The organism is Paucibacter sp. B2R-40 (assembly GCF_025717555.1).
GTDB lineage: Bacteria > Pseudomonadota > Gammaproteobacteria > Burkholderiales > Burkholderiaceae_C > Paucibacter_A.
Map to the genome: position 1 here is coordinate 1 of NZ_JAJIRP010000007.1, position 18,802 is coordinate 18,802.

General features: G+C 61.1%; 18 protein-coding genes, 1 tRNA gene and 1 pseudogene. 8 read left to right on the forward strand and 12 right to left on the reverse strand.

Features of this window, described 5'->3' with window-relative positions; all coding sequences use genetic code 11:
• Positions 1-81: pseudogene (locus LNV09_RS14770) on the forward strand (ABC transporter ATP-binding protein); the annotation flags it as partial.
• Between the two features lie 60 nt (positions 82-141).
• Here the strand turns inward: LNV09_RS14770 and LNV09_RS14775 are convergent.
• The 3 genes from LNV09_RS14775 to LNV09_RS14785 form a co-directional block, all read right to left on the reverse strand.
• Positions 142-1,248, reverse strand: coding sequence for a Leu/Phe/Val dehydrogenase (locus LNV09_RS14775; RefSeq protein WP_263557846.1), 1,107 nt, complete (start codon positions 1,246-1,248; stop codon positions 142-144).
• 129 nt (positions 1,249-1,377) lie between these two features.
• Positions 1,378-2,106 carry a 2OG-Fe dioxygenase family protein gene (locus tag LNV09_RS14780; protein WP_263557847.1) on the reverse strand — a complete coding sequence of 243 codons (729 nt, stop codon included), beginning with the start codon at positions 2,104-2,106 and terminating at the stop codon, positions 1,378-1,380.
• Between the two features lie 15 nt (positions 2,107-2,121).
• Positions 2,122-3,162 (reverse strand): CDP-6-deoxy-delta-3,4-glucoseen reductase, encoded by a 1,041-nt coding sequence (locus LNV09_RS14785; protein WP_263557848.1) that lies wholly within the window; start codon positions 3,160-3,162, stop codon positions 2,122-2,124.
• A gap of 79 nt (positions 3,163-3,241) precedes the next feature.
• Here LNV09_RS14785 and LNV09_RS14790 point away from each other — a divergent pair, with 79 nt between their 5' ends.
• Positions 3,242-4,183, forward strand: a complete 942-nt coding sequence (locus LNV09_RS14790) for an SDR family oxidoreductase (protein ID WP_263557849.1) — start codon at positions 3,242-3,244, stop codon at positions 4,181-4,183.
• 4 nt (positions 4,184-4,187) lie between these two features.
• Here the strand turns inward: LNV09_RS14790 and LNV09_RS14795 are convergent, their stop codons facing one another.
• Together LNV09_RS14795 and LNV09_RS14800 are read right to left on the reverse strand one after the other, a co-directional pair.
• The gene (locus tag LNV09_RS14795; RefSeq protein WP_263557850.1) at positions 4,188-4,772 is read right to left on the reverse strand and encodes a rhomboid family intramembrane serine protease; all 585 of its coding nucleotides are present in this window, start codon (positions 4,770-4,772) and stop codon (positions 4,188-4,190) included.
• A 320-nt stretch (positions 4,773-5,092) separates the two neighbouring features.
• Positions 5,093-5,177, reverse strand: a tRNA-Leu gene (locus tag LNV09_RS14800).
• Between the two features lie 119 nt (positions 5,178-5,296).
• Here LNV09_RS14800 and cysM point away from each other — a divergent pair.
• Together cysM and LNV09_RS14810 are read left to right on the forward strand one after the other, a co-directional pair.
• On the forward strand, positions 5,297-6,199 hold the full coding sequence (gene cysM / locus LNV09_RS14805; protein WP_263558124.1) for a cysteine synthase CysM: 903 nt from the start codon (positions 5,297-5,299) through the stop codon (positions 6,197-6,199).
• A gap of 41 nt (positions 6,200-6,240) precedes the next feature.
• Entirely contained in the window at positions 6,241-6,468 is a 228-nt protein-coding gene (locus tag LNV09_RS14810) for a sulfurtransferase TusA family protein (protein ID WP_263557851.1), read from the forward strand.
• 85 nt (positions 6,469-6,553) lie between these two features.
• Here LNV09_RS14810 and galU read toward each other — a convergent pair whose 3' ends face one another.
• Complete coding sequence (galU, locus tag LNV09_RS14815; RefSeq protein ID WP_263557852.1) at positions 6,554-7,429, reverse strand: UTP--glucose-1-phosphate uridylyltransferase GalU; 876 nt, start codon at positions 7,427-7,429, stop codon at positions 6,554-6,556.
• A gap of 96 nt (positions 7,430-7,525) precedes the next feature.
• On the opposite strand from galU, the gene LNV09_RS14820 reads away from it, so the two are divergent.
• Entirely contained in the window at positions 7,526-8,503 is a 978-nt protein-coding gene (locus LNV09_RS14820) for an NAD(P)-dependent oxidoreductase (RefSeq protein WP_263557853.1), read from the forward strand.
• Here the strand turns inward: LNV09_RS14820 and LNV09_RS14825 are convergent.
• From LNV09_RS14825 to LNV09_RS14840, 4 genes are all read right to left on the reverse strand, one after another.
• Positions 8,451-11,315, reverse strand: a complete 2,865-nt coding sequence (locus tag LNV09_RS14825; protein WP_263557854.1) for a valine--tRNA ligase — start codon at positions 11,313-11,315, stop codon at positions 8,451-8,453. The two genes, LNV09_RS14820 and LNV09_RS14825, sit on opposite strands and share 53 nt — an antisense overlap.
• Before the next feature lie 196 nt (positions 11,316-11,511).
• Complete coding sequence (locus tag LNV09_RS14830; protein ID WP_263557855.1) at positions 11,512-12,489, reverse strand: GMP reductase; 978 nt, start codon at positions 12,487-12,489, stop codon at positions 11,512-11,514.
• Positions 12,490-12,679: 190 nt separating this feature from the next.
• Positions 12,680-13,357 (reverse strand): type 1 glutamine amidotransferase domain-containing protein, encoded by a 678-nt coding sequence (locus tag LNV09_RS14835; protein WP_263557856.1) that lies wholly within the window; start codon positions 13,355-13,357, stop codon positions 12,680-12,682.
• A gap of 103 nt (positions 13,358-13,460) precedes the next feature.
• A complete protein-coding gene (locus LNV09_RS14840) occupies positions 13,461-14,066 on the reverse strand; it encodes a TetR/AcrR family transcriptional regulator (RefSeq protein ID WP_263557857.1) in 606 nt (201 codons plus the stop codon).
• 198 nt (positions 14,067-14,264) lie between these two features.
• Between LNV09_RS14840 and LNV09_RS14845 the strand changes: the two genes are divergently transcribed.
• From LNV09_RS14845 to LNV09_RS14855, 3 genes are all read left to right on the forward strand, one after another.
• Positions 14,265-14,513, forward strand: a complete 249-nt coding sequence (locus LNV09_RS14845) for a hypothetical protein (RefSeq protein ID WP_263557858.1) — start codon at positions 14,265-14,267, stop codon at positions 14,511-14,513.
• A gap of 143 nt (positions 14,514-14,656) precedes the next feature.
• Entirely contained in the window at positions 14,657-15,781 is a 1,125-nt protein-coding gene (locus LNV09_RS14850) for a sensor histidine kinase (RefSeq protein ID WP_263557859.1), read from the forward strand.
• Positions 15,778-16,617, forward strand: coding sequence for a LytR/AlgR family response regulator transcription factor (locus LNV09_RS14855; protein ID WP_263557860.1), 840 nt, complete (start codon positions 15,778-15,780; stop codon positions 16,615-16,617). The genes LNV09_RS14850 and LNV09_RS14855 overlap by 4 nt, the downstream gene beginning before the upstream one ends.
• Before the next feature lie 15 nt (positions 16,618-16,632).
• Here the strand turns inward: LNV09_RS14855 and LNV09_RS14860 are convergent, their stop codons facing one another.
• Together LNV09_RS14860 and LNV09_RS14865 are read right to left on the reverse strand one after the other, a co-directional pair.
• Positions 16,633-16,818 (reverse strand): hypothetical protein, encoded by a 186-nt coding sequence (locus tag LNV09_RS14860; protein WP_263557861.1) that lies wholly within the window; start codon positions 16,816-16,818, stop codon positions 16,633-16,635.
• A 129-nt stretch (positions 16,819-16,947) separates the two neighbouring features.
• A complete protein-coding gene (locus LNV09_RS14865) occupies positions 16,948-18,756 on the reverse strand; it encodes an aminopeptidase P family protein (protein ID WP_263557862.1) in 1,809 nt (602 codons plus the stop codon).
• Positions 18,757-18,802: the final 46 nt, after the last annotated feature.

Genomic DNA, 18,802 nt, shown 5'->3' on the forward strand with positions numbered 1-18,802 from the left:
TCGGGCCTGGTGACGATGACGGGCGAGGGCAAGACCTTGCTGGATGATCCCAAGGTCAGGGCCGCTTATCTTGGCGAGTGAGGACCATGGTGGATGAAAAAAGGCGGCCAGTGGCCGCCTTTTTGTTGAGCGCTTGGATGCTCAGACCGGCTTGACCAGCTTGGCGCGCGCCCAGGCATCGGCGACCCGGCCAGGTGTGGAGTTTTCCAACTTGACGCGTTCCAGCAGTTCGGCGACGCGCTCGCCGATGCGGCTGACTTCGGCCATCACGGCCGACTCTTCACCTTCGTTGCGGTACTCGCGCGCCACGCTGATGATGCCACCTGCGTTGACCAGATAATCGGGCAAATAGCAGATGCCGCGCTGCTGCAAGGCGTCCCCGTCGGCAACGGTGGCCAACTGGTTATTGGCTGCACCGGCGATCAGCTGGGCGCGGATCTGGGGCACGCTGACGCTGTTGAGCGCGGCGCCTAAGGCGCAAGGCGCCAGCACATCGACATCGGCCGACAAGATCTCGTCGATGCCGACCGCTTGCGCACCCAGCAGCTCTTGGGCGCGGGCGATCTTCGCGGCGTCCACATCGGTGACGACGAGCTTGGCGCCGGCCCTGTGCAAAAACTCTGCCAAGTGCCAGCCCACGGCTCCCAGACCCTGGATCGCCACGCGCACGCCCTCCAGCGAGTTGCGCTTCAGATGCAGTTTGACGCCGGCTTCGATGGAGACAAACACGCCCCAAGCGGTCTTGGGGCTGGGGTCGCCACCGAAGGCGCCGGCGCGCGGGATGCCGCTGACATATTGCGTTTGAGCCTGCATGCCCAGCATGTCGGCGGTGGTGGTGCCGACGTCTTCGGCGGTGATGTAGGCGCCGTCCAGCGACTGCACGGCACGGCCAAAGGCGGCGAACAGGGCTGGGCGGTCAAAGTTGCCGGCTGGCTTGATGATGACGGCCTTGCCGCCGCCAAAAGGCAGGTCGGCCAAGGCGTTCTTCAGGCTCATGCCTTGCGACAGGCGCAAGGCATCGTTCAAGGCGGCCAGCTCGTTGTCATAGGTCCAGAAGCGGCAGCCACCAAAAGCGGGGCCACGGGCGGTGCTGTGCACGGCCAGAATCGCCTTCAGGCCGGTCTCGGCGTCGGCTGCCAAGAGCACACGCTCGTGCGGCGCCTGGTCCGGCAAGCCGAACAATGAAGATGGGATGGAGGAGGCGGGCGCGGTGGCAATTGCGCGAGCTAAATCTGAAATTGCAGTCATGTCTTGATGGCACTCGTGGTGCGGTTGAACGGGCTTGCTTGCCCAGGAATCGGCTACTTTTGGTGGCCGAGGCCGGCAAGTGTAATTGCGAGCTGGTCTTGCGGCCAGACTGGATACAGGCAAACTGTTTCAAACTGCCTGGAATCCCCCGGATCTCAGCGTGACGACCAAGGTGTCGCGACAGCCATGCTCGGCCGTCGGTTGTATTGGCGTGGTTTCGTGAATCACCCGCTCGTCGTCCAGCAGCAGCAGCGTCCAGGGCTCGGTCATCGTGAAGCGCTGACCCTCGGGACCGAGGGCCTCGAATACCCGCGATTCGCCGCCCTTGATGCCTTGGCGCTTGACCAAGAACACGGCGACCAAGTCAACACCGTCACGGTGAGCGCCCTCGGGCGTGGGGCGACCGATGCCGTCGGTGGTGTCGATGCGGAACTGATGAGCCTCGATGTACCAGGCGCGCTCACCCTTGAGGCGCGAGGCTATGCCAGCCAGCCCCAACATCAATTGCCGCCAAACTGGCAAAGCGCACAGCTCCTCAGCCAGCGGCTCGAACCAACGTTCGATGCCGCCGTGCAGCGCGTTGTAATCCAGCGGCTGCCAATGCGCACGGTGAGGCGCGTGGGTCAAGACTTGCCCTTCGACCACAAAACAGCCATGGCGACGAAAGCGATAGCGGCCGCCGTCGCGCAAATAGGCGTCCGGGGGCAGGTCGCTCCAGAACTTGGGTAGCTCGACCAAGTCCGTGAGCTGGCAAGCCAGCGCGTCCGGCAGGCTATTGGGCGCAATGACGACCGCGCCTTGCTCGCGCAATTGCGCCTCGAAGCGGTCGGCGGCGACATAGGGCGGGGTAAACATCATGGCGCTGCTCGGTCCTTAGCCAGTAGTCGCTTGGTTTTTGTCGGCTTCGGAGGTGAACGAGTCGGCAAAGAACTCCTCGGCAGGAAGGCCGCACAGCCTCGTGAAGTCGGCCTTGGCCGAGTCCACCATCACCGGCGCGCCGCAGGCATACACCTGGTAACCCGACAGATCGGGCAAGTCGAGCATCACTGCTTGATGAACAAAGCCGGTACGGCCGGTCCAGCCGTCTTCGGCCCTAGCATCCGACAGCACCGGGACATAACTCAAACCGGGCGTGCTGGCGGCGGCTTGCAGCGCCCAGTCATGCAGATACAGATCGGCCTTGCTGCGGCAACCCCAGTACAGCGTGGTCGGCCGTGTCAGGCCCAGATGTTGAATGCGCTCGATGATGGCTTTCAGTGGCGCGAAGCCGGTGCCGCTGCCCAGCAGCACGATGGGCTTGTCGCTGTCTTCGCGCAAGAAGAAACTGCCAAACGGGCCCTCCATGCGCAGGATGTCTTTCTCCTTCAGGGCGCTGAAGACGTGATCGGTGAATTTGCCGCCCGGCATATGGCGGATATGCAGTTCGATGAAGCCGGGCATGCTGTGCGGCGCATTGGCCATGCTGTAGCTGCGGCGGGCGCCGTCGCGCAAAATAAACTCGACGTATTGGCCGGCGTGGAACTGGAAGTTCTGAGTGGCCGGCAGTTGCAGGCGCAGGACCGCCACATCGGCCGTGGGCTTTTCAACACTGGCAACGCGGCTGGGCAGTTTGAGCACTGGGAATTCGCCTGCACCGGGCACCGTGCGCGCTTCGAGGGTGCAGTCGGTTTGGGGCGTGGCGCAGCAGGTCAGCACAAAGCCGGCAGCCTCTTCGGCTTCGGTCAAGGTCTTGGCCTGATGGGCGCCGTGAATCACCCGTCCCTCGAGCAGGTGGCTTTTGCAGGAGCCACATGCACCGTCCCGGCAGCCGTAAGGCAGGCCGATGCCGGCCCGTATGGCCGCGCTGAGCATGGTTTCATCACGTTCGACAGAAAAGACGCGGCCGCTGGGCTGCACGGTGACCTGGAAATTCATGAGGGGGCGCTTCTAAATGCAAGGCGGCCCGGGAAAGCCGGGCCGTACACTGAGGCGCTATTTTGCCTGAGCTTGATAAATGCCTCTCGGAACGCTTGCTTGTCCCTCATCCACATCCGGCGCGAATGCGGGCCGCCGTGCAATCAAGCTCGGGCGACCCCGGCTCTTGATCGTTGGCTGTGGCGATATTGGTTTGCGGGTCTTGCGCCTATTGGGTGGGCGCTACCGGGTCTTGGTCTTGAGCTCAAGCCCAGCGCGGATGGAAGAGTTGCGTGCAGCGGGGGCGCTTCCATTGATTGGCAATTTGGATCAGCCGAACACTTTGACGCGTTTGGCTGGCATGGCCGAGGCCGTGCTGCATCTGGCGCCGCCAGCCAGCAGTGGTGCCGAGGACAGACGTACGGTCAATTTGCTGCGGGCGCTGGCGCGCAAGTCACCGCCCAAGCGCATCGTCTACGCCAGCACGACCGGGGTTTACGGCAATTGCGACGGCGCTCGGTTTGACGAGTCCAGGCCGGCGGCGCCAAGCACCGATCGGGCACGGCGCCGGGTGGACGCAGAGCAGCACATGCGACGTTTCGGCGCGGAGTTTGGGGCGGCGGTGACGATTCTGCGCATCCCCGGCATTTACGCATCAGATCGGGCCGGTGGCCATCCGCGAGAGCGTTTGCTGGCGGGCAAGCCGGTGCTGCGGCGCGAGGACGATGTTTATACCAACCATATTCACGCCGATGACCTTGCGCGCGCCTGCGTCTTGGCGCTCTCCCGTGGCCTCAGTCAGCGCATCATTCATGTCTGCGATGACAGTGAGATGTTGATGGGGGATTACTTCGATCTGGCCGCTGATCTTTGCCGCTTGCCCAGACCGCCACGGATTGACCGGGAGCTGGCGCGGCAGCAGATGGCGCCGATGCAGCTCAGCTTCATGAGCGAATCACGGCGGTTGCTCAACACCCGCTTGAAAACCGAGTTAGGCTTACGCTTGCGCTACCCCGCGGTCGCGGAAGGCCTTTTGGCTTGATAGCTCAGCGCCTGCGAGCGCCGCCCCGCCAGTAGCGAATCAGCAGGTAGGCGCCGAGCATGCCGCCCAGGTGGGCGAAATGGGCGACGCTGCTGTTGTTGTTCAGGCCCATCAGCAATTCCAAGGCGCCAAAAATAGCGACAAAGTACTTGGCCTTCATCGGGATGGGCGGAAACAGCGGCACGATGATGCGGTCGGGGAAGAGCATGCCGAAAGACAGCAGCAAGCCGAACAGGGCGCCGGATGCGCCAACGGTCGGGGCCATCGAACCCATCAGCAAGGTCACGATCAACTGCACCGCCGCCGCGCTGAGGGTGCTGGCGACCAAAATCTGCGTGTAGCGCTTGGCGCCCCAGACGCGCTCCAACTCGGAGCCAAACATCCAAAGGCCCAGCATATTGAAGAACAAGTGGAACTCTCCGCCATGCAAAAAGGCGTAGGTGATTGGCTGCCAGGGCATGAAGCGGCCCGACTGCAAGGGCCACAGCTCAAACGGGATCTGCATGCCACGCGGCAGCAAGAGGAAGGCGCAGTACAAGCCCACGCAGGCCAACATAAAGGCTTTGGTAACCGGGGGAATATGAGGCATGAATGTCGGAGCTCTCTAGATGCTGCGAAGAATGCAAAGAGATAAGCCTCTTGCGGTGAGGCGAGTGTAAACGGAGCATGGCTGGCCCAAGGTGCCGCAGCAGACAGTGTTGCTAACGATGCAGCCCATCGGGTGCCGTGACCGTGAAAATTGGCACAGGAAGGGGTGCAAATTGGATGCCAAATGAGCGCCAAATGGGCGCAAAGAATGGACGCAAAAAAGCCACCGCAAGGGTGGCTATCTGCGTCGCGCGTCGAAGTCCTAAAAACTTGCCGCACCACAAATCAACTGCAATTCACCTGTCACCCTAGTTTGACCTATGGTGCCCGAGGCCGGACTCGAACCGGCACACCTTGCGGCGGGGGATTTTGAGTCCCCTGCGTCTACCGATTCCGCCACCCGGGCTGGGTGTCAATCAGGTTTATCGCTGCTGAAGCTCACGATTATGCCATGAGAATTTGGGATGTGTAAACACTTTTTTGACTTTGACTGCCACAATGATGGCCATGAGCAAGAAAATCAACATGAAACAGTACCCCAGCCTTGAAGATGTGATCGGCAATACGCCGCTCATCCGCTTGCAGCGTTTGTTGACCCCGGAGGCCGCGCGTGGCAATGTGATCCTGGCCAAGTTGGAGGGCAACAACCCAGCAGGCTCGGTCAAGGATAGGCCTGCCATCAGCATGATTCGGCGCGCCGAAGAGCGCGGCGAGATCAAGCCGGGCGAGACTTTGATTGAAGCGACTTCGGGCAACACCGGCATCGCCTTGGCAATGGCAGCCGCCATTCGAGGCTATCGCATGGTCTTGATCATGCCGGAGGATTTGTCGATCGAGCGGGCCCAGACCATGAAGGCCTTTGGCGCCGAATTGATCCTGACGCCCAGGTCCGGCGGCATGGAGTACGCCCGCGATTTGGCCGAGCAGATGCAAAAAGACGGCAAGGGCCGCGTGCTGGATCAATTCGCTAACGCCGACAATCCGCGCGTCCATTACGAAACGACCGGGCCAGAGTTATGGCGCGACACGGAAGGGCAGATCACCCATTTCGTCAGTGCCATGGGCACGACCGGCACCATCACCGGGGTGTCGCGTTATTTGAAGGAACAAAGCCCGGCTGTGCGCATCATCGGCGCGCAGCCGGCCGAGGGCTCGCGGATTCCCGGTATTCGAAAATGGCCGCAAGCCTATTTACCCAAGATCTACAACCCACTGGCCGTCGACGAGTTGGTGTTGGTGAACCAAGTTGATGCCGAAGAAATGGCGCGGCGCATGACCAGGGAGGAGGGCATCTTTGCCGGCATTTCGGCGGCAGGGGCTTGTTGGGTTGCCTTGCAATTGGCCCGCACCTTGGAAAACGCGACGATTGCTTTCATCGTGTGCGACCGCGGTGATCGCTATCTGTCAACCGGCGTCTTTCCGGCCTGACTCAATTAAACTCGGCTAACAAGTCAGCGCTAGGAAAAAAGATGCACATCCAAAAGGAACTTGATACGCGGGGTCTGAATTGCCCTTTGCCTATCTTGAAGGCCAAAAAGGCACTGGCTGAAATGGAAAGCGGGCAGCTCTTGAAGGTCATCGCGACCGACCCGGGTTCAACCCGGGACTTTCAAGCCTTTGCACGCCAAACCGGCAATGAGTTGGTCGAGCAAAGTACACAGGCGGATGAGTTCATTCATGTGCTGAAGCGGCGTTGAATTCAATCCTTCGAACAGCCAAGACCATTGAAAAAGGCCACGCAGACGTGGCCTTTTGTTTGCCCCGCACGGGCGCAAAAAGCCCTCAGAGCTCTAGCGTTTGCAGGAACTCCCTGAAGCCCGCGCCCAGCTGTGGATGCGCCAAGGCTAACTCGACATTGGCCTGCAAGAAACCTTCCTTGCTGCCGCAGTCATAGCGCTTGCCATCGTAGGCATAGGCAAACACCTTCTCGCGGCGCAAGAGGCCGGCGATGCCATCGGTCAGTTGGATCTCGCCGCCAACGCCGCGCGGTTGATTCGCAATTTCATGAAAAACGCCGGGTGTCAAAATATATCGACCGGCTACAGCCATGCGCGACGGCGCATCTTCGGGCGCCGGCTTTTCCACGATGCGCGTGACATCCATCAGCCGTGCATTGACTTGCGTGCCGGCCACGATGCCGTATCGACGGGTTTGCTCTGCAGGGACTTCTTGCACCGCCAGTATTGATGCGCGCCAATCGGTGAACTGCTCAACCATTTGCTTGAGCACGGGCGGCTGACCTACCATCAAGTCATCGGCCAGCAGCACGGCAAAAGGCTCGTTGCCGACTAAACGCTGCGCACAAAGTACCGCGTGACCCAGGCCCAGCGCCTGCGCCTGTCGCACATAGACGCATTCCATATCGTCCGGCTTGACGCTGCGCACCACCGCCAACAATTCTTCCTTACCCGCCTGTTCGAGGGCTATCTCTAACTCGAAAGTCATGTCAAAGTGGTCTTCGATCGGGCGCTTGTGGCGGCCGGTGACGAAAATCATTTCCCTGATGCCGGCGGCGTAGGCTTCTTCGACGGCGTATTGGATCAAGGGCTTGTCCACCACCGGCAGCATCTCTTTGGGCTGCGCCTTGGTGGCGGGCAGAAACCGGGTTCCTAAACCGGCAACGGGGAAGATTGCCTTCGTGATTGCATTGACTGCCATAACCGTACACTCTCCTATTGGCTGGCGCGCATTGTTGCATGGGGTCTTTGTAAAAAGTCTTGCGCCAATGCCGGCATTACAACATCGAAAAATGACATGAGTCTGCTGATCCTGGAACCGCTCGAAGCCGAAGTCATGCAATGGCTGTCGGAGCGCAATAGCGTGCGATTCGCGCCGGAGTTGGTCGGTGAGACTGCACAGCTCTTGCAGGCGCTGCATCAAACCCGGGCGTTGATCGTGCCGCCCAGCGTGGCAGTCGATGCCGCACTCCTGCGTGCGGCGCCGCGCCTGCGTGTGGTCGGGCGTATGAGTGCGGGTGGTGAGAATATCGATCTGGAGGCTTGCCGAGCCGCCCGTGTGGAAGTGATCCGCAGTCTGACCGCCACTGCGAGTGCCGAGGCCGAGTTCGCGATTGGCGCCTTGCTGGCCTTGCTGCGGCGTGTGCCGATCTTGGCCAGCGACGGCATGATGGTGGGCCGCGAATTGGGCTGCGCGACGATTGGCTTGATCGGCATGACGCCAGCTTCGCGCATCTTGGGGCAGTTGCTGCCGGCCTTTGGCACGCGAGTGATTGGTTATGACCCCAGCTTGCATCAGAGCGATCCGCTTTGGGCCCAATGGGGTATTGCGCCGCTGCCCTTGCGCGACTTGATGGAGCAAAGCGACGGCGTGTGCGTGCAGTTGGGCTACTTTCCGCGCTACCGCGGCTTGATGGGCGAGCGCGTGCTCGGCTTTGCCAAGCCCGATCAAGTGCTGGTCAGCATTGCGCACTCGGCGATCTTTGATGATCAGGCTTTGGCCGATTCACTGACCAGCGGCCGCATCCTGGCGGCATGGTTTGACAGCATGGAGCCGGGCCTGCAAGAACCCGGCTGCCCCTTGCACGGCGTGCCTTCGTTCCAGGTCACGCCCAGGTTGGCCAGCACCACGCGCGAGTCCCGTGCGCGCGCCGCCTGGGGCGTGGCGCGGCGCGTTGATGAGTTGCTTGCGGCGCCGCCGGAGCCGGCGCCGGAGTTCAGGATCAGTGCGCCAGGCGGCTTAGCTGATCCTTTAGCCGAACGACGGTGGCGCTAAAGTCGGTCAGGCGCTGACGTTCCTGCTCCACCACGGCGGCAGGCGCGCGCGCCACAAAACTTTCGGTGCCGAGCTTGGTCTCAATCTTCACGATCTCGCCTTCCAATCGCGCGACTTCCTTGCCCAGGCGAGCGGTTTCGGCTGCCACGTCGATCTCCACATGCAGGGCCAGGCGCGCCTCGCCATGCACCAGCACCGGCGAGTTCGCACTCGCGCTTGCGAAGGCGGCCTCATCCGTGATGAATTGAACTTCGCTCAGCTTGGCCAGCGTCTTCAGGAAGGGCGCAGCCTCGGCCACAAAGCCGGTGTCTCCGCCCACCAGCAGCGGCACGCGCGCCGAGGCTGACAGATTCATCTCGCTGCGCAGGCTGCGGCAGGTGCTGACGATGGCCTTGAGGTTTTCCATCCAAGCGATGGCGTCCGCATCAATGCGTTCGGGCTGCGCTATTGGATAGGCGGCGTTGACGATGTAGTCGGTCGATTTGCGCCCAGCGATCGGTGCCACGGTCTGCCAGAGCTCTTCGGTGATAAAGGGAGCGATCGGGTGCAGCAGACGCAGAATGGTCTCCAGCACGCGGATCAAGGTTCGGCGCGTGGCGCGTTGCTGCGCCTCTGAGCCGTTCTGAATCTGCACCTTGGCGACTTCCAGATACCAGTCGCAATACTCATCCCAGACGAATGAGTAAATGGCATTGGCGACAAAGTCCAGCCGGTATTCGGCAAAGCCCTGAGCCATTGTCTGCTCGACCCTTTGCAACTCGCTGCTGATCCAGCGGTCAGCCTGGCTGAAGGACAAGTAGCCATGGAACTCGGCACCCGGCGCGCATTGATCTTTGGTGTGTTCCTGCAGGCCACAGTCCTGGCCCTCGGTGTTCATCAGCACGAAGCGGGTTGCGTTCCAGAGCTTGTTGCAGAAGTTTCGATAGCCTTCGCAGCGCTTGGTGTCGAAGCTGATATTGCGGCCCAGCGAGGCCAGTGAGGCGAAGGTGAAGCGCAGTGCGTCGGCACCGAAGGCGGGAATGCCGTCCGGGAATTCCTTCTCGGTTGCCTTGCGCACCTTGGGCGCCGTCTCGGGCCGGCGCAGGCCGTGAGAGCGTTTGTCCAGCAGGGGGCTCAAGGCAATGCCGTCGATCAGGTCGACCGGGTCCAGCACATTGCCCTCAGATTTGCTCATCTTCTGGCCCTGTGCATCGCGCACCAGGCCGTGGATATAGACATGCTTGAACGGCACCTGACCATTCGGATGCGCATCCGACTTGGTGAAGTGCTTGGTCATCATGATCATGCGGGCGACCCAGAAGAAGATGATGTCATAACCCGTTACCAAGACGGAGGAGGGCAGGAACAGGTCTTGCTCCAAGGTCTTCTCTGGCCAGCCCAGGGTCGAGAAGGGTACCAGGGCGCTGGAATACCAGGTGTCCAGTACGTCTTCGTCGCGGGTCAGTTCACCCTTGTAGCCGGCGGCAGTAGCCTTGGCGCGGGCTTCCTCCTCGTCGCGCGCCACGAATAACTCGCCGCTCGCGCCATACCAGGCCGGGATTTGATGGCCCCACCAAAGCTGGCGCGAGATGCACCAGTCATTGATATTGCCCATCCAGTGGTTGTAAGTGTTGACCCATTGCTCGGGGAAGAACTTCACTTCGCCCGAAGCAACGGCGTCAACCGCGCCCTGAGCAATGCTCTTGCCGTCGGCACCGGGCTTGTTCATCGCCACAAACCACTGGTCGGTCAGCATGGGCTCGATCACCTGACCGGTGCGCTCGCAACGCGGCACCATCAGCTTGTGCTTCTTGACCTCGACCAGGAAGCCGGCGGTCTCCAGATCGGCGACGATCTTTTTGCGCGCGACGAAGCGGTCCAGTCCTTGATAGACCAAGGGCGCGGCCTCGTTGATCTTGGCGTCGAGCGTCAGCACGCAGATCAAGGGCAGGCCATGGCGCTGGCCGACCGCATAGTCGTTCGTGTCATGCGCGGGTGTGACCTTGACGACGCCGGTGCCAAAAGCGCGGTCCACATAATCATCGGCAATGACGGGGATTTGCCGATCGCACAGCGGCAGCAGGACCTGCTTGCCGATCAAGGCCGCATAACGCTCGTCTTCCGGGTGCACCATCACGGCGACGTCGCCCAACATGGTCTCCGGGCGGGTGGTCGCGACGACCAGATCGCCGCTGCCGTCGGCCAAGGGGTAGCGGATGTGCCAGAGGAAGCCGTCTTCCTCTTCGCTGCTCACTTCCAGGTCTGACACCGCCGACTTGAGCACCGGATCCCAGTTGACCAAGCGCTTGCCGCGGTAGATCAAGCCTTCGTCGAACAAGCGCACAAAGGTCTCGCTGACCACCTTGGACAGACCCGCGTCCATGGTGAAATATTCGTGCTCCCAAGACACGCTGTCACCCATGCGGCGCATTTGGCGCGTGATGGTGTCGCCGGACTCTTGCTTCCACTCCCACACGCGGGCGACAAAGTTCTTGCGGCCCAGGTCATGGCGGGTCTTGGCGCCTTCTTCGCCCTTGTCGGCCAACTGGCGCTCGACGACGATTTGGGTCGCGATGCCGGCATGGTCGGTGCCTGGCACCCACAGCGTGTTGTGGCCCAGCATGCGGTGGTAGCGCGTCAACGAGTCCATGATGGTCTGGTTGAAGGCGTGACCCATATGCAAGGTGCCGGTCACATTGGGCGGCGGCAATTGGATGCAAAACGACTCGCGGGCAGTGTCCAGCGTAGGCTTGTACAGGCCCTTGGCTTCCCACAAGGGGCCCCAATGAGCTTCAAGGGCGGCAGGTTCAAACGATTTGGCGAGTTCGGTCATGATGGCGCTGAAAATGCAAAGGGCGTCTCCCGCAAAGGAGGCGCCCCGTGGAGTGGGAGTGGCCTGATTGTCCTACATGAACAAATGTTCCCCCGCGTTGTGGCTACGCCGAAATGCCGGCCGACATTGTCCTGTTACATAAATAGATGCTCGCCGGCGTTTTGGCTGCGCCGGAACGCCGGGCCCCACTGCTCTGCTACATGAATAAATGTTCGCCAGCGTTCTCACCGCCCAGAACGACGTAATTCACTTTACGCAAATCGGCCAAGGTTTTGCCACCCGAATACGACACCGAGCTTTGCAGGTCTTCCTGCATCTCGCGCAAGGTGTCAGCCAATTTGCCTTTTACTGGCTCAAGTATCCGTTTGCCCTCGACATGCTTGTATTCGCCCTTGTTGAAGTCGCTGGCCGAGCCGTAATATTCTTTGAACAGTTTGCCGTCCACTTCAACGGTGTTGCCGGGCGATTCTTCATGTCCGGCGAAGAGTGAGCCAATCATCACCATCGCCGCGCCAAAGCGCATACTCTTGGCGATGTCACCGTGGTGGCGGATGCCGCCGTCGGCGACGATGGGCTTGGTCGCGACTCGGGCGCACCATTTCAAGGCTGACAACTGCCAGCCGCCGGTGCCAAAGCCCGTTTTCAAGCGCGTGATGCAGACCTTGCCCGGGCCGATGCCGACCTTGGTCGCGTCGGCACCCCAGTTTTCCAGGTCGATCACACCCTCGGGCGTGCCGACATTGCCGGCGATCACAAAGCTGTCCGGCAGCTTGTTCTTGATGTGCGCGATCATGCGCTGCACGCTGTCGGCATGGCCATGCGCAATGTCGATGGTGATGTAGTCGGCGCCAATGCCTTCTGCCGCCAGCCGGTCGATTGCCGAATAGTCGGCCGCTTGGACGCCGGAGCTGACCGATACAAACAGCCCCTTGTCGCGCATCGACTTGGCATATGCCACCGTGTCGAGGTCGAAGCGGTGCATCACATAAAAATAGCCATTGCGGGCCAAATGCTCGGTGATGTTCTCGTCGACCACGGTCTTCATATTCGCCGGCACGGCGGGCAGTTTGAAGCGGCGGGGACCGAATTGGACGGAGGTGTCGCATTCGCTGCGGCTTTCCACACGGCATTTGCGTGGCAGCAGCAGGATGTTGTCGTAGTCAAAGATTTCCATGATGGATTGGTCACAAGTTCGCAAGTTTCGGTGTGCGTTCGCGCAGTGCACACCTGGGGCTGCGAGCGCTTGACTTGGACGTCCGGTGATTCGCCGCGAGGCCATCGGCAAAGGATGGTGCGGCCAAAAAAAACCGGGCGCCAATATTTGGGCCCGGTGGGTGATTCTACGCGACTCGCGCGCCGGTCAATCAAGCCAGCAGCTTCAACAATTCATGCGCCACCAACTCGGACGAGGCTGGGTTTTGTCCGGTCACCAGCCTGCCGTCAACTACGGCATAAGGCTGCCAATCGGCCGCCTTGCTGTAGTCGCCGCCATGAGCTTTGAGCATATCTTCGACCAAAAAGGGCACGATATCGGTCAACTGGACGGCCGCTTCTTCGCTGTTGGTGAAGCCGGTCACTCGCCGGCCTTGCACCAGCGGCGAGCCATCCGCGTTTTTTGCGTGACGCAAAACGCCTGGCGCATGGCAGACGGCCCCGACGGGCTTGTTGGCGCGGGCAAAGGCCTCGATCAAGGCAATTGACTGTTTGTCTTCGGCCAGATCCCACAAAGGGCCGTGGCCGCCGGGATAGAACACCGCGTCGAAGTCAGTCGCGGTGACGCCGGCCAATTTGCTGCTGCCAGCCAATACTGTCTGGGCGGCTGCGTCGGCGCGGAACCTTTCGGTCGCTGCTGTTTGCGCGCTGGCGTCGTCGCTCTTGGGATCCAGCGGCGGCTGGCCACCCAATGGCGAGGCTACAGTGATCGCCGCTCCTGCGTCCTTGAAGACAAAGTAGGGCGCGGCGAACTCTTCCAGCCAAAAGCCCGTTTTCAGGCCAGTGCTGCCGAGTTGATCGTGGGAGGTCAGAACCATCAGTATCTTCATTGGTTTTCCTTGCGGGTGAGCAACTCGGTGAGTCGCGGATCGATTGAAACTGGGCTTGGTGCCCGTGTTCGTGGGGGCGAAAGACGCCGCGCTTGAGCGCGGTTCATTGCGGTGATTGGGCTTTGGGTGCGAGTTGCTCGCGTGTCAGCGCCAGCGCATCTTGCAATGCCGAGTCGTCGAGGCGCAGCTTGCTCAGCAGGCTCGCACCCAGCCACAGTTGATACAGCGCCTGGGCTGTCTGCCCGGCCTCCAGATGGCGCCCGACCGAGCCATCTTGCTGGCCGACGGCAATGCAGTCGGCCAGCCGCTTTATCACCTCGTCGGTGCCCAAGCGTAGGCTTTCACGCATGCTCTGCGACAAGTCGGCCACTTCGGCCGCCAGCTTGACGACCAAGCATTTGTCCCCTTCGCCGTCGCCCGCTTGGGCTTGTGTCCACTGGGCGAAGTAGTTCATCAGACAGTCGAAGGCCGGCAGTTCTGAATGCTTGAACAGTTCGTCCAAGCGCAGCGCATAGTTGTCGAAGTAACGATCCAGCACTGCGCGCCCAAAGTCTTCCTTGGAAGCGAAGTAATGGTAGAACGAGCCTTTGGGGATATCGGCTGCCTGCAGTATTTGAGCGAGGCCCAGCGCAGAGAAACCCTTGCTCTCGATCAAGGGGCGCGCAGCATCCAGGATGTGCATCTTGTTGGTGTCATGGGTTGCACGCATGGTTAATTTTACTTCAAATTAGACCGGTCGTCTAGTTGTCGAAAATTGCCCGCGCATCGGGTGCGCGCCTGTCTGCCTAAAGCAGCCTGTTTTGGCAAGGCCCTCTTTGGTGTGCCCCCAATGTGGGTGCATCCCAGCGGGTTGATAGCGCAGATATTGCGTACTGAGCGCAGACAAACACCTGCGTTGGAGCAGATCATGTATTTCGATGAAGTGGATGCAGGAGATTACAGAATCTATGCCGGTGCGACCGACCGCCTCAATAGCTACGGCTATGTGGCGGCCGTCGTGGTCATCCGCATGCGCGCAGGACTGCCCCGTCAAGAGGCCTACCGTGAGGAGAATCTGGCCGGTGGATTTTGTTGGTCGTCGCCGGCCGAGGCCCTGCGTTTTGCAATCAATGCTGGGCGTGATGTGGTGATGTGCAGGGTCGGCGCGTCGGCCTGAACAAATCCTGCGGCAGGCCAAGGTGGTGAAACAGCTGGCCGGGGACAGCGTCAGAACGCTGCCCAAGGACGGTATTCCGTGGCTCGTCGCTTTGAGCCCCGCAAACTGTTGGTGAGCTGGGTGCCAGCCGTTACGCTGTGCACATGCTGAATGTAGAACCTCATGTGCCGCCGCCGATGCAAGCTCGATCAAGTGGCGCAAGCTTGCCCAGCCATGCGCAGGCTTGGCAAGGCTTCGTAGCCTATCTGACGCCGATGCGGCTGGGCCTGTCGCTCGGGCTGTCGGCCTTGGCGGCGCTGCTGCTCAACCCGATTTTTGTCACGCCCTTGCCCGAGTTGCTGGGCCGAACTTTGGTGATTGGCCTGTTGGCTTTGTTGGCCTTTTCTGCTGCCGGCCAATGGCCCAGGCGGTTGCCAACATGGTTGGCGCGCTGGCTCTTGCAGGTTGTGGTGGTCGGGCTGAGCGTGCCGCTGGCGACGGTGTTGGTGTATTTGGTGCTGGTCGGCGGCGACATCGCATCTTTGTTACAGAATCCTCACCGAATTTCCGGCTTCATTTGGATCGCCGGTTCGGGGCTGATGGTGGGTCCGCTGTTGGCGATGGGTGCGCTTTATCGGCACCGCGATGCCGAGGCTCGCAGCCAGGCCCTTTCATTTGAGTTGGAGCGCAGCGAGTTGGAGCGACAGGCGCTGGACGCGCGGTTGCGGCTGCTGCAGGCGCAGATTGAGCCACATTTTCTGTTCAATACTTTGGCCAATGTGCGCGCACTGGTGGAGACCGGCTCACCCCAGGCTGCGCCGGTTTTGCGCAGCCTGATTGCCTATTTGCGCGCCGCAATGCCGAGGCTGCAAAATGAAGCCGCAACCTTGGGGGATGAGCTGACGCTGGTGCGCTCCTATCTGGAATTGATGCATTTGCGCATGCCCGATAGGCTTAACTTCCGAATCGAAGTGCCAGAGCCATTGCGGGCTTTGCGATTTCCTCCCATGGCTTTGCTGACGCTGGTGGAGAACGCCATTCGGCATGGCATCGACCCAAGCGAGGAAGGCGGTGTGATCGACATAGTGGCTCAGGCCGCTGCGGGCGAGGCTCCCATGCGGGTCTGGGTCAGCGACAGTGGCGTCGGCTTGCGGCAAAGCACAGGCAGCGGCACCGGTCTGCGCAATTTGCGCGAGCGCTTGAAGATGTTTTACGGCAGCAGCGCGCGCCTGGATCTGACCGAGAATTCACCTCATGGCTTGCGGGCCGAATTGCTCTTTTTCCCATGAATTCAAACACCAACATAGCCGAGACGCGACCGACCGCGCTGATCGCGGATGACGAGCCCCTGCTGCGCGACAGCTTGGCGCGCAGCCTGTCCGTGGCCTGGCCGGAGTTGCAGATCCTGGGGCTTGCCCGCAATGGCCGCGAGGCGCTGGAATTGTTCGATGCCTTGCAGCCCGAGATAGTTTTTTTGGATGTTCACATGCCGGGGCTGAATGGCATCGAGGCAGCACGGCAACTGGCTCGCCGCGCCCAGATCGTGTTTGTAACTGCCTATGAGGAATATGCAGTGCAAGCTTTCGAGCAGGGCGCCTTGGATTATCTGGTCAAGCCGGTTGACGAGGCCAGGCTGGATGACACGGTGTCTCGTTTGAAGGCCAGGCGGGCCGCGTCCCAGGCCGGCGCGCCACAGTCCACAAAGGTGTTGGAAGGCGTGATTGCCCAACTACTGGAGCGGCTGGGTCAGGCTACCGCGCCAGCGCCCGGACCTTCCACCGTGGCCGAAACTGCGCCTAAATACCTGCAATGGATTCGGGCCTCGGTAGGGGCTACGTTGAAGCTGATCCCGGTCGACGATATCGTCTATTTGCGCTCGGACGAGAAGTACACCTTGGTTGCCTGGAGCGAGGGCGAGGCGCTGATACGCACGCCGATCCGTGAGTTGATGGATCAGTTGGATCCGAACAGCTTTGTGCAGGTGCACCGATCGGTCGTGGTCAATCTGCATGCGATCAGCCATGTCACGCGCGGCCTGAATGAGACCGCCGATGTGCATCTGAAGGGCCGCCTTGAGGTGCTGCCCGTCAGCCGCAGCTACCTGCATTTATTCCGGCAGATGTGAGCGCTCAGATGGGCCTCAGCGGCTGGGCTGTGACTGCCCTGTGATCACCACGGGGTCGAGTCGCCAGAGCACCGGTGTGCTGCCTTCTGGGGTGAAGAACAAGGCGTCGACCAGACTGACGACCAAGAGCAAGATCAGCGCTGCCAGCAAGGCAGTGTGCAGTCCGGATTCAGAAAAGGTGTGAATCTTGTTGCTGACCATGATGGACTCCTTGATAGAGGGTGTTGATTCCCTGCATCTAACTCTAGGCTTTGCCGGCTGTTTTCACCAGGGCATCAGGCACAAAAAAGCGCAGAAAAACCTGCGCTTTTCATTGACGTTTGCGAATCGTCAAATGGCTTGCGTGCGCTGCATCAACCAGGCCAGCGCGGGCCCATTCAACAAGGGAGCCAGCCGCTCACGCACCACGGCGTGATACTGGTTCAGCCAGGCGATATTTTCGGCACCCAAAAGGGGCAATTCAATGCAGCGGGTATCGATTGGGCAGAGCGTCAAAGTCTCGAACGCCAGCATCTCGCCGAACTGGTTGTTCTCTGGCGTCTCGAGGGCCACGTTGAGCACCAGGTTCTCGATTCGGACTCCCCATTTGCCGGGTCGATAAACACCCGGCTCGATCGAGGTGATCATGCCGGCCTCCATCGCCATATTGGCGTCCGGTACCGCCTTGGAGATGCTTTGCGGGCCTTCGTGCACGTTCATGAAGTAACCCACCCCATGGCCGGTGCCGTGGCCGTAGTCGAGCCCATGCTGCCACATCGGCGCACGCGCCAAGGCGTCCAGCATTGGGCTGAGTGTGCCGCGCGGGAAGCAAGCGCGCGACAAAGCGAGCGTGCCTTTCAAGACCAAGGTGTAGTCGCGCTTTTGCTCGGCCGACACCTGGCCTATCGGCCAGACGCGGGTGATGTCAGTGGTGCCGCCCAGATACTGGCCACCGGAGTCGATCAGCAGCAAGCCGTTGCCCTCGATCACCGCGTGTGCGGCCGGCGTGGCGCGGTAATGAGGCATCGCGCCGTTGGCGCTGAAGCCAGCAATGGTGGGGAAGCTCAATCCCACAAAACCCGGTCGTTTGGCGCGCGCCGCGCTCAAGTGCTCGTCAACGCTCAGCTCGGTCAGGCGTTCGCGTCCCAGTGCTTGCTCGAACCAGGCGTAAAACTCGCACATGGCGGCGCCGTCTTGGACCATCGCTTCACGCACAAACTGAGCCTCGGCGGCGGTTTTGCGGCTTTTGGCCAAGGTGCTGGGGTTGATGGCTTCCAGCACGCTTGCCTGCGCCGGCACTGCTTCGCGCAAGCCCAAGGTGACGCGCCGCGGGTCCATCAGCACGCAAGCTTTTGCGGGCAGGGCGGCCAAAGCATTTGCGGCCGAGCTATAGGCTGCTAGCTGTACACCGTCCAGGGCCAGCCGCGCCTGCAGAGCTGCGTCAATTTTGCCGGCCTCGACAAACAAGGTGGCGGCATCGGCGCTGAGCAGGCAGTGCGCCATGAAGACCGGGTTGTAGTCCACATCGGAGCCGCGCAAATTGAACAGCCAAGCAATGTCATCGACGCTTGAAATAAAGTGGTGGCTGGCACCCAAGCGGGCCATCGCTGCGCGGACACCGGCGAGCTTTTCTGCCCGTGAAACCACCGCTTGCGGCGGCAGATGTTCGTAAACTTTGCCCATCGGCAGGCCCGGCCGAGTCGGCCAAATGCGCGCGATCAAGTCCAGCTCGGTGCGGACTTGAATGCCGGCCCGCTGCAGGGAGCCGCGCAACAGTTGCGCCAGTGCCAGACCCAAAATTTGGCCATCCACTGCCAAACTCTGGCCCGGCTCCAACTGCTCGGCAATCCAATCGATGTAATGAGTGGAGGCGCCGGTCGGCACCTTCTCCAGTGCGATGCCGGTGTTGGCCAACTCGCTGGCGGCCTGCGTCCAGTAGCGGCTGTCTGCAAACACCGCAGCGCGCTCCAAGGTCACGACCAAGGTGCCTACCGAGCCGGTGAAACCAGACAGCCACTGCCGGCCTTGCCAACGCTCAGGCAGGTACTCAGACAGATGAGGGTCGCTGGAGGGCACCAGGCAGGCGTGCACGCCTGTTGCTCTCATCGCATCGCGCAATTGTTCAATACGCAAGCTAACTTCAGAAGTGCGGGTATCCATGGCTTGTCTCCGCCGGCGCACGCGAAGCCGGATAGGCTGCGCTGAC

Bases quoted from the DNA above. Each gene is read 5' to 3' on its own strand.
- LNV09_RS14835 (WP_263557856.1), bottom strand. From the start codon at position 13,357: ATGAAGATACTGATGGTTCTGACCTCCCACGATCAACTCGGCAGCACT.
- LNV09_RS14795 (WP_263557850.1), bottom strand. From the start codon at position 4,772: ATGCCTCATATTCCCCCGGTTACCAAAGCCTTTATGTTGGCCTGCGTG.
- LNV09_RS14775 (WP_263557846.1), bottom strand. From the start codon at position 1,248: ATGACTGCAATTTCAGATTTAGCTCGCGCAATTGCCACCGCGCCCGCC.
- LNV09_RS14790 (WP_263557849.1), top strand. From the start codon at position 3,242: ATGCCTCTCGGAACGCTTGCTTGTCCCTCATCCACATCCGGCGCGAAT.
- LNV09_RS14865 (WP_263557862.1), bottom strand. From the start codon at position 18,756: ATGGATACCCGCACTTCTGAAGTTAGCTTGCGTATTGAACAATTGCGC.
- LNV09_RS14860 (WP_263557861.1), bottom strand. From the start codon at position 16,818: ATGGTCAGCAACAAGATTCACACCTTTTCTGAATCCGGACTGCACACT.
- LNV09_RS14840 (WP_263557857.1), bottom strand. From the start codon at position 14,066: ATGCGTGCAACCCATGACACCAACAAGATGCACATCCTGGATGCTGCG.
- LNV09_RS14830 (WP_263557855.1), bottom strand. From the start codon at position 12,489: ATGGAAATCTTTGACTACGACAACATCCTGCTGCTGCCACGCAAATGC.
- LNV09_RS14825 (WP_263557854.1), bottom strand. From the start codon at position 11,315: ATGACCGAACTCGCCAAATCGTTTGAACCTGCCGCCCTTGAAGCTCAT.
- galU (WP_263557852.1), bottom strand. From the start codon at position 7,429: ATGGCAGTCAATGCAATCACGAAGGCAATCTTCCCCGTTGCCGGTTTA.
- LNV09_RS14855 (WP_263557860.1), top strand. From the start codon at position 15,778: ATGAATTCAAACACCAACATAGCCGAGACGCGACCGACCGCGCTGATC.
- LNV09_RS14780 (WP_263557847.1), bottom strand. From the start codon at position 2,106: ATGATGTTTACCCCGCCCTATGTCGCCGCCGACCGCTTCGAGGCGCAA.
- LNV09_RS14845 (WP_263557858.1), top strand. From the start codon at position 14,265: ATGTATTTCGATGAAGTGGATGCAGGAGATTACAGAATCTATGCCGGT.
- LNV09_RS14810 (WP_263557851.1), top strand. From the start codon at position 6,241: ATGCACATCCAAAAGGAACTTGATACGCGGGGTCTGAATTGCCCTTTG.
- LNV09_RS14820 (WP_263557853.1), top strand. From the start codon at position 7,526: ATGAGTCTGCTGATCCTGGAACCGCTCGAAGCCGAAGTCATGCAATGG.
- LNV09_RS14850 (WP_263557859.1), top strand. From the start codon at position 14,657: ATGCTGAATGTAGAACCTCATGTGCCGCCGCCGATGCAAGCTCGATCA.
- cysM (WP_263558124.1), top strand. From the start codon at position 5,297: ATGAAACAGTACCCCAGCCTTGAAGATGTGATCGGCAATACGCCGCTC.
- LNV09_RS14785 (WP_263557848.1), bottom strand. From the start codon at position 3,162: ATGAATTTCCAGGTCACCGTGCAGCCCAGCGGCCGCGTCTTTTCTGTC.